This window comes from Porphyrobacter sp. THAI-01a (assembly GCF_056868655.1).
Genome location: NZ_CP180579.1, coordinates 1,420,925 through 1,434,004, shown reverse-complemented (window position 1 = coordinate 1,434,004; position 13,080 = coordinate 1,420,925). Strand labels below are relative to the sequence as shown.

At 71.1% G+C, this 13,080-nt stretch carries 13 protein-coding genes; 3 read left to right on the top strand and 10 right to left on the bottom strand.

Annotated elements, in window-relative coordinates; all coding sequences use genetic code 11:
- Positions 1-22 precede the first annotated feature (22 nt).
- The 4 genes from ACMX37_RS06980 to ACMX37_RS06965 form a co-directional block, all read right to left on the bottom strand.
- A complete protein-coding gene (locus tag ACMX37_RS06980) occupies positions 23-1,201 on the bottom strand; it encodes an RsmB/NOP family class I SAM-dependent RNA methyltransferase (RefSeq protein WP_483148133.1) in 1,179 nt (392 codons plus the stop codon).
- A gap of 147 nt (positions 1,202-1,348) precedes the next feature.
- Positions 1,349-2,803, bottom strand: a complete 1,455-nt coding sequence (guaB, locus tag ACMX37_RS06975) for an IMP dehydrogenase (RefSeq protein ID WP_483148132.1) — start codon at positions 2,801-2,803, stop codon at positions 1,349-1,351.
- Between the two features lie 82 nt (positions 2,804-2,885).
- The gene (locus ACMX37_RS06970) at positions 2,886-4,394 is read right to left on the bottom strand and encodes a M28 family peptidase (RefSeq protein WP_483148131.1); all 1,509 of its coding nucleotides are present in this window, start codon (positions 4,392-4,394) and stop codon (positions 2,886-2,888) included.
- Positions 4,391-5,143 carry a 3-hydroxybutyrate dehydrogenase gene (locus tag ACMX37_RS06965; protein WP_483148130.1) on the bottom strand — a complete coding sequence of 251 codons (753 nt, stop codon included), beginning with the start codon at positions 5,141-5,143 and terminating at the stop codon, positions 4,391-4,393. Before ACMX37_RS06965 ends, ACMX37_RS06970 begins: the two co-directional genes overlap by 4 nt.
- A 109-nt stretch (positions 5,144-5,252) precedes the next feature.
- Here ACMX37_RS06965 and ypfJ point away from each other — a divergent pair, with 109 nt between their 5' ends.
- A complete protein-coding gene (ypfJ, locus tag ACMX37_RS06960) occupies positions 5,253-6,137 on the top strand; it encodes a KPN_02809 family neutral zinc metallopeptidase (RefSeq protein WP_483148129.1) in 885 nt (294 codons plus the stop codon).
- Positions 6,138-6,141: 4 nt separating this feature from the next.
- Positions 6,142-6,651, top strand: coding sequence for a hypothetical protein (locus tag ACMX37_RS06955; protein ID WP_483148128.1), 510 nt, complete (start codon positions 6,142-6,144; stop codon positions 6,649-6,651).
- A gap of 28 nt (positions 6,652-6,679) precedes the next feature.
- On the opposite strand, the gene ACMX37_RS06950 is transcribed toward ACMX37_RS06955, so the two are convergent.
- Together ACMX37_RS06950 and ACMX37_RS06945 are read right to left on the bottom strand one after the other, a co-directional pair.
- Entirely contained in the window at positions 6,680-8,371 is a 1,692-nt protein-coding gene (locus ACMX37_RS06950; RefSeq protein ID WP_483148127.1) for a M56 family metallopeptidase, read from the bottom strand.
- Complete coding sequence (locus ACMX37_RS06945) at positions 8,368-8,769, bottom strand: BlaI/MecI/CopY family transcriptional regulator (protein WP_483148126.1); 402 nt, start codon at positions 8,767-8,769, stop codon at positions 8,368-8,370. The genes ACMX37_RS06950 and ACMX37_RS06945 overlap by 4 nt, the downstream gene beginning before the upstream one ends.
- A gap of 123 nt (positions 8,770-8,892) precedes the next feature.
- On the opposite strand from ACMX37_RS06945, the gene ACMX37_RS06940 reads away from it, so the two are divergent.
- Positions 8,893-10,503 (top strand): esterase-like activity of phytase family protein, encoded by a 1,611-nt coding sequence (locus ACMX37_RS06940; RefSeq protein WP_483148125.1) that lies wholly within the window; start codon positions 8,893-8,895, stop codon positions 10,501-10,503.
- On the opposite strand, the gene ACMX37_RS06935 is transcribed toward ACMX37_RS06940, so the two are convergent.
- The 4 genes from ACMX37_RS06935 to ACMX37_RS06920 form a co-directional block, all read right to left on the bottom strand.
- Entirely contained in the window at positions 10,500-10,889 is a 390-nt protein-coding gene (locus ACMX37_RS06935; protein ID WP_483148124.1) for a PaaI family thioesterase, read from the bottom strand. The two genes, ACMX37_RS06940 and ACMX37_RS06935, sit on opposite strands and share 4 nt — an antisense overlap.
- A complete protein-coding gene (locus ACMX37_RS06930; RefSeq protein WP_483148123.1) occupies positions 10,886-11,491 on the bottom strand; it encodes a TetR/AcrR family transcriptional regulator in 606 nt (201 codons plus the stop codon). Before ACMX37_RS06930 ends, ACMX37_RS06935 begins: the two co-directional genes overlap by 4 nt.
- Positions 11,491-11,949 (bottom strand): YiiD C-terminal domain-containing protein, encoded by a 459-nt coding sequence (locus tag ACMX37_RS06925; RefSeq protein WP_483148122.1) that lies wholly within the window; start codon positions 11,947-11,949, stop codon positions 11,491-11,493. The genes ACMX37_RS06930 and ACMX37_RS06925 overlap by 1 nt, the downstream gene beginning before the upstream one ends.
- A gap of 87 nt (positions 11,950-12,036) precedes the next feature.
- Complete coding sequence (locus ACMX37_RS06920) at positions 12,037-13,044, bottom strand: C13 family peptidase (protein ID WP_483148121.1); 1,008 nt, start codon at positions 13,042-13,044, stop codon at positions 12,037-12,039.
- Positions 13,045-13,080 lie beyond the last annotated feature (36 nt).

The window sequence follows — 13,080 nt, the reverse complement described above, 5'->3', positions numbered from 1 at the left end:
TCTTGCATATCATGCGAGGCTATCATGGTGAACGCAAGCACGCGACGAAAAAACCATCCGTGCCGTCGCGGAGCGGTTCGAGACGGGTTCCTGCGCCCCGCGGCGCGCCGAGCGGGAGCACCAGTGGCTCGGCTCTCCAGCCGGGATGGCGCGCGAGAAACGCGGCAATGCGGTCGGGCCCTTCGGCATCGAGCACCGAGCAGGTGACGAAGGCGATGCTGCCGCCGGGCCGCACGAGCTGCGCCGCCACGTCCAGCACGTGATCCTGCAAGGCATTGAGCCGGGCGAGTTCCGGCGGGTCGAGCCGCCAGCGCCCCTCGGGGCTGCGCCGCCAGGTGCCGCTGCCCGAACAGGGCGCGTCGACCAGCACGTGATCGGCTCTGCCCGCGAAGGGTTGGAGTGCGCGCATCTCGCGGCCCGGATCGAGCAGCACGGTGTGGTCAACCGCCGCCCCGGCGCGCGCGGCGCGGGGGGCGAGATTGCCGAGGCGGCGCTTGTCGGTGTCGGCGGCGACGAGGCTCCCCGCGTTGCCGAGGCGGGCCGCGAGCGCGAGCGTCTTGCCTCCGCCGCCTGCGCACAGGTCGATGATCGTGTCGCCGGGGGACACAGGCAGCGCCTCGACGATCAGCTGGCTGCCGAGGTCCTGGATCTCGACAAGGCCCTGATCATAGGCCTCCCATTGTTCGACCGGCGTGCCCGAGGCGAAGCGCAGGCCCTGTGCACTGGCGAGGGGTTCACCCGTTTCGGGGAGCGACAATCCATCGCGGTCGGCCTTGAGCGCATTGACCCGCAGATCGAGCGGCGCGCGGTCGAGCAGCGCGGCAATCTCCCGCCCACCCAACCCCGAGGCCCGCAAGGCGGCGGCGAGCCACTTGGGGGCGAGGCCCGTGTTGGCCGCTTCCTCGCCCTCCCCACGCGGTGCGGGGCCGTGGGGGGAACCGTCGAACAGCGCGGCCACGGTGTCGTCCTGTCCCGCCACCGCCAGCATCGCCGTCCGGCCGCTGGCAGGCACCGGCCCGCATAGACGGATGGCGCGATAGACCAGATCGCGCACCGCGCGGCGGTCCTTGGAACCGGCATAGCGGCGCGCGCGGAAATAGTCGGCGATCAGCCGGTCGGCAGGCGCACCCTTGCTGCGCGCGGCGGCGATGATCGCATCGAGCAGCTCGATCGCCGCCTGAACGCGGGCGGCGGGGGTCATATCCTCCCCCACCGGGGGAGGGGGACCACCCGCAGGGTGGTGGAGCGGCAAGTGCGGCTTTCGAAAAGGCGAGCGGCCGGAAAGCCGCACGTGCCCCTCCACCCCGACCCTGCGGGTCGCGGTCCCCCTCCCCGTTCCGTGGAGGATTTAGCGCGTCGGGTAATTGGGGGCCTCGCGGGTGATCGCGACATCGTGAACGTGGCTTTCGGAAAGCCCGGCATTGGTTATCCGCACGAACTGGGCGCGGGCTTGGAGGTCGCCGATCGTTTCCGAACCGGTGTAGCCCATCGCTGCCTTGATCCCGCCAACGAGCTGGTGGACGACATCCGCCGCAGGACCCTTGAACGGCACCTGACCCTCGATCCCCTCGGGGACGAGCTTCATGGCGGAAACGTCCTGCTGGAAGTAGCGGTCGGCCGAACCGCGCGCCATCGCGCCGACAGAGCCCATGCCGCGATAGGCCTTGTAGGAACGGCCCTGGTAGAGGAACACCTCGCCCGGGCTTTCGGTGGTGCCCGCGAGCATCGAGCCGATCATCACGCTCGAGGCACCCGCCGCCAGCGCCTTGGCGGCATCGCCCGAGGTGCGCAGGCCGCCATCGGCGATCACCGGCACGCCGGACTTCGCAGCCTCTGCGGCGCTTTCCATGATCGCGGTCAGCTGCGGCACGCCCACACCGGCAACGACGCGGGTGGTGCAGATCGAGCCCGGGCCGATCCCGACCTTGACCGCATCCGCCCCGGCATCGACCAGCGCGCGGGTCGCCTCGGCGGTGGCGACATTGCCCGCGACGACCTGCACCGCGTTCGAGAGCTTCTTCACGCGTTCGACCGCGCGGGCGACCTCGATGTTGTGGCCGTGGGCGGTGTCGATCACGATCACGTCGACCTCGGCATCCACCAGCGCCTCGGTGCGCGCGAAGCCGGCATCGCCGACCGTAGTCGCCGCTGCCACGCGCAGACGGCCCGCGCCGTCCTTGGTCGCGTGGGGATAGTTCACGGCCTTCTCGATGTCCTTCACCGTGATGAGGCCGATGCAGCGGTAGGCCTCGTCGACCACCAGCAGCTTCTCGATCCGGCGGGCGTGGAGCAGGCGGCGCGCCTCTTCCTGCCCGGTGCCGAGCGGCACGGTGGCGAGGTTTTCGGTGGTCATCAGCTCGCGCACGGGCTGGAGCGGGTTCTCGGCAAAGCGCACGTCACGGTTGGTCAGGATGCCGACCAGCTTGCCCGCGCTGTCCGTCACCGGGATCCCGCTGATCCGGTGCGCCTGCATCAGCGCCTGCGCCTCGCCCAGCGTGGCATCGGGCTGGATCGTGATCGGGTTGACCACCATGCCGCTCTCGTAGCGCTTCACGGCGCGCACCGCGGCGCACTGCGCCTCGATGTCGAGATTGCGGTGGAGCACGCCGATGCCGCCCAGCTGCGCCATCGCGATCGCCATGTCGGCCTCGGTCACGGTGTCCATCGCTGCCGAGAGGACGGGGATGTTGAGCCGTATGTCACGCGTCAGCCGGGTAGAGGTATCCGCCATGCTCGGCAGCACGCTGCTTTCCGCGGGGCGGAGCAGCACGTCGTCGAAGGTCAAGCCGAGCGGGATATCCATGAGCGCCACTTCCTGATCAGAGAGGGTTCTCCTCTGGCGGGAGAATCGTGGCGGCCCATGTAACCGCAGTTGCCGCGCAGCGCTAGGGCCGCGCGGGCGCAGGTGCCGGATAGCGCGCGGGGTCGGCGATCCGGCGGACCAGCGCCTCGTGCAGCAGCAGGTCCTCGACCGCCCCGCCGAGCTCGACCTTGTCCGCCTCGTCGCCCGGCTTGTGGTAGCGCGCCACGAGGAAGGGATCGAGCACCGCGCGGCTGCCGTAGGTCCCCGAAAGCAGCACCGCCGGCACCCCGGCCTGGACCAGCGCCCAGCCGTCCTGCCTTTGCAGGAAGCTGTCGGCGAGCGCCTGGTCGCCGATCCGCCGCCCGCTCGCCGCCACCACTTCGAGGATCGCGGCATCGAGCGCCGGGTTCTGCCCGCGCCCGATGAAGCCGACCGGGCTGCCCGCCGGGGCAACCGCCATCATGTCGAGGTTGAAGGCGGCGACGATGCTGGCGAGCGGCATCGGCGGGTTGCGCACGAAGGACCAGGCGCCGAGCAGACCCGGCTCCTCGGCGGTGGTGGCGAGGAAGTAGATGTCCCGCTCCATCGGCGGCCCGGCCTTGAGTCGCCGCGCCAGTTCGAGCAGCATGGCGATGCCGCTGGCATTGTCCGCCGCGCCGTTGCAGATCCGGTCCGCAGCCTCCGGCGCCCCGCATTCGCCGAGGTGGTCCCAATGCGCCAGCAGCAGCACCGCACCCGAACCCGGCGCCTTGCCCGGGATCTTGCCGATGATGTTCTGGCTCGGAAACTCGCGCCGGTCGGAGGTCGCCTCGAGGCTGACCGAGAGATTGAGCTCGATCGGGGCGAAGGCGCTGTCGTCGGCCTCGCTGCGCAGGGCCTTCCAGCGCCGCGCGCCGACGAGATCGGCAAAGGCCTTGTCGGTGATGTAGGCGGCAAGATGGTCCTTCTCGTCGCTGGCGAGCTGGAGCCGCGGGCGCTCTTCGTGGCGGCGCACCCGCGCGAGTTCCTCGGCATCGGGCAGCACGGTCAGCACCGCGGTTGCCCGCTGGCGGAACAGCGCCTCGCGCCGGGCGGCGTCGCGGCCCGGATCAGCGAGCATCACCGCCACCGCGCCGGCCAGGGCATCGCCGAGCACCGACCCGTCGCCATAGCCGACGAAGACCACTGGCACGCCCGTGCCCGGCCCGCCGATCGCCAGCGCCCGGCGGCGCGGGGTGTAGACCGCGGCATCGCTCTCGGGCACCACCACCCGCCGCCGTCCCTGCGCCAGCACCAGCTGCGCGCTCTGCGGCTCGGTCTCGAGCAGGTCGACCGGCAGGCGCCAGTAGGACCCCGGGTCGTTGGTGCCTGACACGAGACCGATCTCGCCCATCCGCCGCTCGATATAGGCGTAGGTCGCGCGCCCGCCGGCCGTGCCCGGCTTGCGGCCCATCATGGCATCGTCGGCAAGGGCCGCGATGTCCGCCTCGAGCCGCGCGGCGATTTCGGCGCTGTCGTCGACCCGCACGTTCAGCGCCGGAGCGCGGGCGCAGCCGGCCAGCATCAGGCTCGCCAGCAGCAGCGCCAGCAGGGGCCGCCCGAACAGGATCATTCGGCGGTCCAGCCCCCGTCGATCGCGTAGTTCGCGCCGGTGATGTTGCGCGCCGCCTCCGAGCACAGGAACACTGCCATCGCCGCGACATCCTCGGGCAGGACAAAGCTCTTGGTGGGCTGCTTCGCCAGCAGCACGTCGTTCATCACCTGCTCGCGCGTCATTCCTCGCGCGGCCATGGTGTCGGGGATCTGGTTCTCGACCAGCGGCGTCCAGACATAGCCGGGCGAGATGCAGTTGGCGGTGATGCCGTGGGTGGCCAGTTCCAGCGCGATGGTCTTGGTGAAGCCGGCAAGGCCGTGCTTGGCCGCGACATAAGCGCTCTTGAACGGCGAGGCGACCTGCGAATGGGCGCTCGCGGTGTTGATGATCCGCCCCCATCCGCGGGCCTTCATCCCCGGCACCGCGAGGCGCGTGGTGTGGAACGCCGCCGAGAGGTTGAGCGCGAGAATCGCGTCCCACTTCGCAGGCGGGAAATCCTCGATCGGGGCGACGTGCTGCATCCCGGCATTGTTGACGAGGATGTCGACCGGGCCGACCTCCTCCATCATCGCGGCGATAGCCGCAGGGTCCATCAGGTCGGCCCCGTTGTAGGTCGCGCCGAGCTCGTCGCACAGGGCGGCGATGGCGGCGGAATCGCCGAGCCCGTTGAGAATCACCGTCGCCCCCTCGGCCGCCAGCGCGCGCGCTATCGCAAGGCCGATGCCCGAGGTCGAACCAGTGACCAGAGCACGCTTGTCCTTGAGCATTCGCCGCATCTCCTGCACGTTCGGGCTATTGGCGTTCGCTTTTGCCGTGGCAAACGCGGCTGTCCAGCAAATTGCTTTGGGAAAAGGGACGGCAGGGGGAGAATTTTTCATGCGTCTGGGGCCGTTCGACACCTCGCGGATCAATGTCCGTTCCAGCGCCGACGGCGGCGGGGGCGGCGGCGGCCTCGGCGCGGGCGGGATCGGCTGCGGGACGCTGGTGATCGCGCTGATCGGTGCGCTCGTCTTCGGGTTCGATCCGATGCAGACTATCGGCATGGTCGAGAGCGTCCAGCAGCAGTCGGCCCCGGCAGGCGGCGCGGGCGGCGGGCGGGAGCTGTCGGAGGAGGAGATCTGCACCAGCAGCGCCTATGCGACCGAGGCCTGCAACGCGCTCACCAGCCTCGATGCGACCTGGGAGGCGAGCTTCGCACGCGCCGGAATCCCGTTCGAGCAGCCCTTCCTCAACCTATACCGCACCGGCGTGGTCCGCACCGAGGGCTGCGGCAGCGCGTCCTCGGCGGCGGGGCCGTTCTACTGCCCGGCCGACAAGGGCATCTACATCGACACCACCTTCTACGACCAGCTCGCCCAGATGGCGGGCACCGGCGGGGATTTCGCGCGGCTTTACGTGATCGCCCATGAATACGGGCACCACATCCAGAACCTCACCGGTCTCGCGCGGCAGGTGCGCAGCGCGCAGCAGCGCAACCCGTCGCAGGCCAACCGGCTGCAGGTCGCGATGGAACTTCAAGCAGATTGCTATGCCGGGATGTGGGCGGGCAAGAACCGCCAGCTTATCGAACCGGGCGATCTCGAGGAGGGTTTGCAGGCCGCCAGCGCGATCGGCGACGATACGCTGATGCGCAATGCCGGCCAGTCGATCAATCCCGAGAGCTTCACCCACGGCACCAGCCGCCAGCGCATGGCCGCGCTCAGGCTCGGGCTGGAAGCGCGCGACGACAGCGCGTGCGATGTGTTCTTCGAAGGAGGCTGACCCGATGCGAACCCTGTCTCTCGCCCTTGCAGCCCTTGCGGCAAGCACGCCTGCCGCGCCGCTCGCCGCACAGGTCATGCCCGAACCCGATGCTACGGAGGTCGCCAAGACCCCTTTGCGCGATCTCAACATCGACGGGCGCGACATTCCCGAAGTGCTCAAGGCCGCCGCCGCCGATCCCTACGCCACGGCAGGGCTCGGCCGGTGCAATGCGCTGGTCAGCGCGATCGCCGAACTCGATACGGTGCTGGGCGCCGACTACGACATTGCCGTGGACGACGGCGAGAAGCGCTTCAGCGAGGGGCGGATCGGGCAGAGCGTGGTCGGATCGGTGATCCCCTTCCGGGGCATCCTGCGCGAGGTGACGGGCGCGGCCGGTAACGACCGCGCCCTGCGCGCCGCCTATACTGCGGGGATGGTCAGACGCGCATTCCTGAAAGGCTGGGGCCTGGGGCGCGGCTGCGCCTATCCCGCGCGGCCCAAGGCGGCGACGGCGGCGGCGGGCCGGAAATAGCGCCCGGGCGCCGCGCGCCGCCTCCCGATCAACCTTCCTTGTCCTTCCAGCGGGCGATCTGGCGGTCGAGCGTCTCGAGGATCTGCTTGCGGGTATCCTCGGGAATGTCCTTGTCGCGGGCGATCTCGGCGCGGGCTTCCTCGAGACCGTTGCGCGCCGAGGCCATGATTCGGCGCTGACAGATGCGGACGACCTGGGTGCCGTCCTTGCCGGTGGTCTCGCTGACCTCCTCGCCGCCGGGCGCGCAACCATGCTTGACCACGACACGCGGATGGCCGGCAGCGCGGGCGGCCTCGGCCTCCGCCCGCGCCTCGCCGATGATGCGCGGCAGATCGGCCAGCGCAAGGTCGGCCTCGGCGAGACCTGCGCGCAGCTCGGCCAGCATCTCGGCGCGCTCGGCCCGGTCGGCCGTGCGGACGCCTTCGAACCGGCGCGAGAGCACCTTGGCATCAGGGGCGTCGCGGAACACCATGCGCACGCGACGTTCCTTGCCTTCGCCATCGCGCCAGACGTGCTCGGTGACCTCGGTGCCACCATCGCCCTTGCGCTCGAGCATCATGATCGTCGGCGGCTCGGGCGCTTCCGGGGGCTCGGGAGCCTCGGGCGCCTCGGGGGCCTCCGGCGCGAGCGGCGGCGACGGGGGGGCAGGCGGTGCGGGCGGAGCGGGCGGTGCCGGCGGCTCGGGCGCCTCCTGCACGCTCTCGCTCGCGGCATAGGTGATGCTCGCGGTCAGCGGCAGCACCAGTAGCCCTGCGCCGAGGAGCGCACGGCCCGCCAGGCGGCGGCGGGGGGACAGGTCGGACATGGAGAGACTCCTCAGGCGGTGAATGATCGACTTCTCGCCCAGCACCGGACACGCCATCGGCGCGGTGAGAGCGGCATGGTGGGCGGTCCCCGGCGCGGCGGCGAAGCGGGCGATGAGCGCGGCGTAGGCGGCGCGCTCATGGGCGCTGCGACGGGCCATGACCCGCGCATCGCAGGCCGCTTCCTGGTCGCGCCGCAGCGCCAGCCAGCCATAGCGGCCGAGCGGGTTCCACCAGTGCAGCGCGAAGAGCGGCTGCACCAGCACGTTGACCAGCAGGTCCCCGCCGCGGTGATGGGCCAGCTCGTGCGCCAGCGCGAGATCGCGCGCCTCGCGGTCATGGAGCGCAAGGAAGCCCGGCGGCAGCACGATCACCGGATCGAGCACGCCCATCGCCAGCGGGGCATTGGTCGCCGGGGTCTCGATCAGCCGCACCTTACCGAACAGGCCCGGGGTGCGCCCGACCTCGCGGCCCTCGGCCAGCAACTGGTCGCGCAAGGTGAAATAGGCGGCAAAGCGCAGCGCGAGGAACACCCCCGCCCCGCCCAGCCAGAGCAGCAGCAGGGTCTCGGCGATGGGCCATGCGGCGAGCGCAGCGAAAAGATCGAACCCGGCAGGCTCGACCGGCGCGGGCGGTATCGACGGCGCGGCGACCGCTTCCCACACGACAGCGTCGGCCGGCGGGGCGGCCTGAAGCGCAGGCAGCTCGGGCGCGGCGGCGGCCTCGACGGGAACGGGCTTGGGCGCCATCCACGCGGGCAGCACCACCGGCGGCACGATCAGGCGCAGCAGCGGCAGTGCCCAGAGGGCATAGGCCGCCTCGGGGCCGAAATGGCGCGACACGGGGCGGCGCAGCACCAGCACGGCGGCGATCAGCACGCCGGTCCAGGCCAGCGTCTGGAGCAGCACCGCGCTCATGGCCGCAACTCCTTCAGCAGGGCCTCGATTTCGGCGAGATCGTCCTCGGTCAGCGCCTCGGTCTCGGCGAGATGCGCCACCAGCGAGGCCGCGCGCCCGCCGAACAGGCGATCGACCAGCCGGCGGCTCTCGCCCTCGACATAGTCCTCGCGCGCGATCAACGGGCTGTAGAGGAACCGCCGCCCGTCGGGCTCGGCGGCGAGCGCGCCCTTCTGGACGAGGCGCGAGAGCAGGGTCTTGACCGTGGCGAGGCTCCAGCCGCGATTGCCGCAGACTTCCTCGCACACCTCGGCGGCGGTCTGGCGCGGGCGATCCCACAACACTTCCATCACCGCGTGCTCGGCATCGGTGATGCGTTCGCCGGGGCGGTCGGCCGGATTGTCGTCGGGCGGATTCACGGGGCGTCTCCCTCGCTCATGATTACACCTGTAGTCATGGCGATTACATCTGTAAACCTTGCCCGAGGCTGAACAGGCGCCACAGCGCTTGCGCTTCGTCGAAGCGGCTATACACCCGGACGAATGACATGGATGCGCGCTCCCCTTGCCTCTGGCCTCGCCATTGCCGCCCTGCTGCTCCCGGCCCCGCTCGCCGCGCAGGCCGATGATGCCTTCCTGCCGATGACCGAAACCGTGACGCTGGCCGAGGGCGAGCCGGACGTGAAGGTCGGCGAACTGGTGTTCCGCGGCGGGGTGGAGATCGCCCCCGACAAGGCCGACATCGGCGGCATATCGAGCCTCCACTGGCACGACGGCGCGCTGTTCGCGGTGGCCGACGACGGGCGCTGGCTCGAGATGAGCCTTAGCGAGGTCGGCATCAGGCTGGTCGATGTCAGCGGGGTGCGGCTCGGCCCCTTGCGCGATGCGGGCGGCAAGGCGCTCGACGCCAAGAAGCGGGGCGATGCGGAAGGCCTGACCCGGCTGGCCTCGGGCGAATGGCTGGTCGCCTTCGAGCAGGAGCACCGCATCTGGCGCTATGCCGACCTCGAAGGCCCCGCCACCGGCGCGGAAACGCGCGCCGCTGCGCTCCTCGCGGGAGCCGCGGCCAATGCCGGGATCGAGACCCTCGCCGCCTACGAGGGCGGCCTTCTCGCCTGCGGCGAATGGAGCGATCCGGCGCGGCCCAACTGCCTGCGGATCACCGATGCGGGCAGCGAAAGCTTCCACCTCGCCGCACCCGAAGGTATCGCCGCTTCCGGCGGCGTGCCGACCGATGCGGCCTGCAAGGCCGAGGGCACCTGCTTCGTCCTGTTCCGCAGCTTCACCCCCGGCCAGGGCAACCGCGCCGCCGTGGTCGAGGTTGCACCCGACGGGACAAGCCGCACCCTCGCCCTCCTCGCGCCGCCGCTCAGGCTCGACAATTTCGAGGGGCTGGCCCTGCGCGAGGAACCGGGGCGGACCTTCCTCTACCTCGCCTCGGACGACAATTTCCGCAATTGCGAGACCGTGAAGCGCGCCGATTGCCAGCGCACCTTCGTGATGAAGTTCGAGCTGCCCCGCCCGCCCGAGGCCGCCCCGCCCGCGCCGGCGGAGTTCGCCAAGGCTCCCACGGGGCGCCCCGGCATCCGCCCCTTCCCCGAGGCCGCCCACGTCGATGTCGTGCTCGAGACCGATCTCGGCCGCGTCACCATCGCGCTCGAAACCGAACGCGCGCCCGTCACCGCGGGCAATTTCCTGCGCTATGTCGACGAGAAGCGGTTCGACGGGGTGACCTTCTACCGCGCGATGGAACTGGGCGGGGAGCGCCAGCCAGCGGGTCTGGTGCAGGCCGGCGTCATCAATGATCCCAAGCGCGTCCTGCCCAAGATCACGCACGAGCCGACCACCGCCACGGGCCTCACCCACACCCACGGCGCGCTGTCGATGGCGATGCTGGCGCCGGGCGATGCCGACGGCGATTTCTTCATCCTCGTCGAGGACCAGACCGGCTTCAACGCCGATCCCGCCGCGACCGACCCGGCGTGGCAGGCAGGCTATGCTGCCTTCGGCTATGTCACCGAAGGCATGGACGTGATCGCCGCGATCCTCGCCAGTCCGCGCGATCCGCAGGGGGGCGAAGGGGTGATGAAGGGGCAGATGATCGACAAGCCGGTGAAGATCCGTTCCGCCCGCCGCCTGGAGCCGAAGCCCTAGAGCACCAGCTGGGTCTGGATCACCACCGCGACCACCTTGCCCTCGGCGGTGGTGATGGTGGTCTGCCACACCGACATGCGCCGGCCGGTCTTGAGCGGCCGTGCCACACCCCTGACCGTGCTGCCGACCGGCGCCGCGCCCAAGAAGTTGGTCTTGCTCTCGATCGTGGTCGTGCCCTTGGCGCCCTCGGGGAGGCAGGTGACGGCCCCGACCGCGCCGAGCGCGTCGGCGAAGGCCATGATCGCGCCGCCATGCATGATGCCGCCCGCGGTGCACAGGTCCTCGCGCACGGTGATCTCGCCCTCGACCGCCTCGGCCGAGGCGGCGGTGACGGTCACGCCCATGAGCTTCGAGAAGGGCATGGCATCGGCGGGATTGGTGGTCATGTCAGGTCCTCCTTGGGGCCGCGCCAGAGCGGCTGGCCGGGTTGCGGCGCATCGGGAGCGAGCCCCGCGATGCGCAGAATCTCCGCGACGAAATCAGCATCGCTGCGCAGCCGCAGCACGCCCGCGCGGTGCAGGCCGATGCCGCCGTGGGCGAGCATCCACACCCGCATCACCTCGCGGCGGCGGGTCTCCTCGTCCGCACCCGGGGTCGAGAGCACCGCGAGCGACACCGCGATCACCCGGTCCGCGGCGCGGCGCAGCGCGGGATGGCCTTCGAAGCGGTCGTAGGTGCGCGCCGTCATCACCGCGTAAAGCCCGGGATGGGCGAGCGCGAAGCGGGCATAGGCGGCGAGGAAGGCGGCCGGATCGGGAGCCGCAGCAAGCGCATCGGCGAGCTGATCGAAGCCGCGCGCGGCGATGGCGGCGAGCAGATCCTCGCGGGTGGCGAAGTGGTTGTAGAGCGCCCGGTGCGCCACGCCGAGCCGCTCGGCGAGGGCCCGGAGCGAGAACTGCGCGGCGGGATCGTCCGCAATGAGCCGCAGCGCCTCGTCCACCGCCGCCGCGGCAAGATCGCCGTGGTGATAGGTGGAACGGCCTGCCATCAGGCGGCGCGGGCCAGAGCCGCAACGTGCCAGTCGACGGTCATGCGCGCGACCTCGCGGCCCTCGGCATCTGCGATCCGCACCGTGACGGCGAAGCGCACCTTGCCCTCGGAATCGAGCGCGGCGAACAGCGTGTCCCTGCCCTCGTCGACACTCGCACGGGCGGTGACGGCGCCGCGCGCGGGCTTGAGGTAGTCGATGGTCGCGCTCGCCGCGACGGGGCGCAGGGCCGCGAGGCGTTCGAGGAACATCCCCGCCATCGCCGCACCCGAGGCGGCTTCGGCCAGCGTGAACAGGGCGCCGGCGTGGAGCGTGGCGATGTGGTTGCTGGTGCTGTGCGACTGGTCGAGCGTGGCGGTGGCGCGGCCCGCGTCGATGTCCTGCAAGGCAATGCCGACATGGGCGGCGAAGGGAACGGCGACGGAAAGCTGGGCCTTGAGAGCGTCGAAGGGGGTCATCCGGGTTCCTCGTGCGAGTCTATGTATCCACTGGATACATTGCCGGCGAACACCGTCAAGGGCCGGTGCACCGGGACCACGGGAAACCTAGTTCGCTGCTGTCCTGAGCGCCGCCTCGTCGAAGGCCGGGCGGCCCACGGAGGCGCTGGCGATGCGCGGCATCCCGGCCTCGATCTGCGGCAGCCAGCCCCGCGCGCCCGCGCCGATGCTGACCTGCGGCAGCGAGGCGAGGAAGCGCGCGCGCGTCTCCCATTCCGCGACCGAGCGCCCCGCCATCCTCGCCGCCTCCTCGAGGGCGACCGGCTGGCGCAGCGCCCGGTTGATCAGCGCGTCGCCGTAGAAGGTCCAGTCGTTCTCCGCCACGCAGCCGAAGGACGAGCGCGTGCTCGCCGCGGCGGTGAGGATCGCGGTGTCGGGACTGGCGAGCACGGGCACGAAGACTCCCGAATAGCACGCCGAGATGATCAGCACCCGCCGCGCGATCCCCGCCTCCTCCAGCGCCGCCTTGAGCCGCTGGGGGGAGAGGATGCCGTAACCCGTGTCGCCGTAGTGATAGGCCAGCCCGATGTCGCTGCCGTGGCTGGTGGTGTAGAGCACCAGCACGTCCTCGCGGCCGTCCATCAGCGTGCCGAGATGGGCGATCGCCAGCAGCAGCGCGCTGATCGAGCCGTGGGGCGCATCGTCGCGGGTCCCGTCGGGCCCGGCGAGAGTGAGGGAGCGCGCCCCTGCCCCGTAGCGCGCGCCGAGCACCCGCGCCGCCTCGCGCGCCTCGCGGGCAAAGACGGGATCGCTGTCGAGCGCGACGGTGAGGACATAGGCCTCGGCCACGCCCGGCGTATGCCCGGGCAGCGCCCCCAGCGCGGCATCGAGCCGGCGCTGCTGGGCCCGCACCTCGCCCGCGCTCACCCCGCGCCGCAGTTCGGGGGAAAGCTCGTAGCTGCGGCTGCGCTCGGCCGGGGTCTTGCCGCCGGCGAGTTCGGGCCAGGGCGCGGTGTGCGGCGGGGGCTGGAAAGGGTTGGCGGGGGCGGACTGCGAAAGCGCAGGCACGGCAAGCAGCGCCGCCAAGGCTCCAGCGATGATCCTGCCCCTGTTCATGCAGGGGGCAAGCTGCCGTGCCGCCTTGCAAGGGTC

Coding starts and splice junctions, on each gene's coding strand:
- ACMX37_RS06920 (WP_483148121.1), bottom strand. CDS start 13,044: ATGAACAGGGGCAGGATCATCGCTGGAGCCTTGGCGGCGCTGCTTGCC.
- ACMX37_RS06955 (WP_483148128.1), top strand. CDS start 6,142: ATGCGAACCCTGTCTCTCGCCCTTGCAGCCCTTGCGGCAAGCACGCCT.
- ACMX37_RS06950 (WP_483148127.1), bottom strand. CDS start 8,371: ATGAGCGCGGTGCTGCTCCAGACGCTGGCCTGGACCGGCGTGCTGATC.
- ACMX37_RS06970 (WP_483148131.1), bottom strand. CDS start 4,394: ATGATCCTGTTCGGGCGGCCCCTGCTGGCGCTGCTGCTGGCGAGCCTG.
- ACMX37_RS06925 (WP_483148122.1), bottom strand. CDS start 11,949: ATGACCCCCTTCGACGCTCTCAAGGCCCAGCTTTCCGTCGCCGTTCCC.
- ypfJ (WP_483148129.1), top strand. CDS start 5,253: ATGCGTCTGGGGCCGTTCGACACCTCGCGGATCAATGTCCGTTCCAGC.
- ACMX37_RS06965 (WP_483148130.1), bottom strand. CDS start 5,143: ATGCTCAAGGACAAGCGTGCTCTGGTCACTGGTTCGACCTCGGGCATC.
- guaB (WP_483148132.1), bottom strand. CDS start 2,803: ATGGATATCCCGCTCGGCTTGACCTTCGACGACGTGCTGCTCCGCCCC.
- ACMX37_RS06930 (WP_483148123.1), bottom strand. CDS start 11,491: ATGGCAGGCCGTTCCACCTATCACCACGGCGATCTTGCCGCGGCGGCG.
- ACMX37_RS06980 (WP_483148133.1), bottom strand. CDS start 1,201: ATGACCCCCGCCGCCCGCGTTCAGGCGGCGATCGAGCTGCTCGATGCG.
- ACMX37_RS06935 (WP_483148124.1), bottom strand. CDS start 10,889: ATGACCACCAATCCCGCCGATGCCATGCCCTTCTCGAAGCTCATGGGC.
- ACMX37_RS06940 (WP_483148125.1), top strand. CDS start 8,893: ATGACATGGATGCGCGCTCCCCTTGCCTCTGGCCTCGCCATTGCCGCC.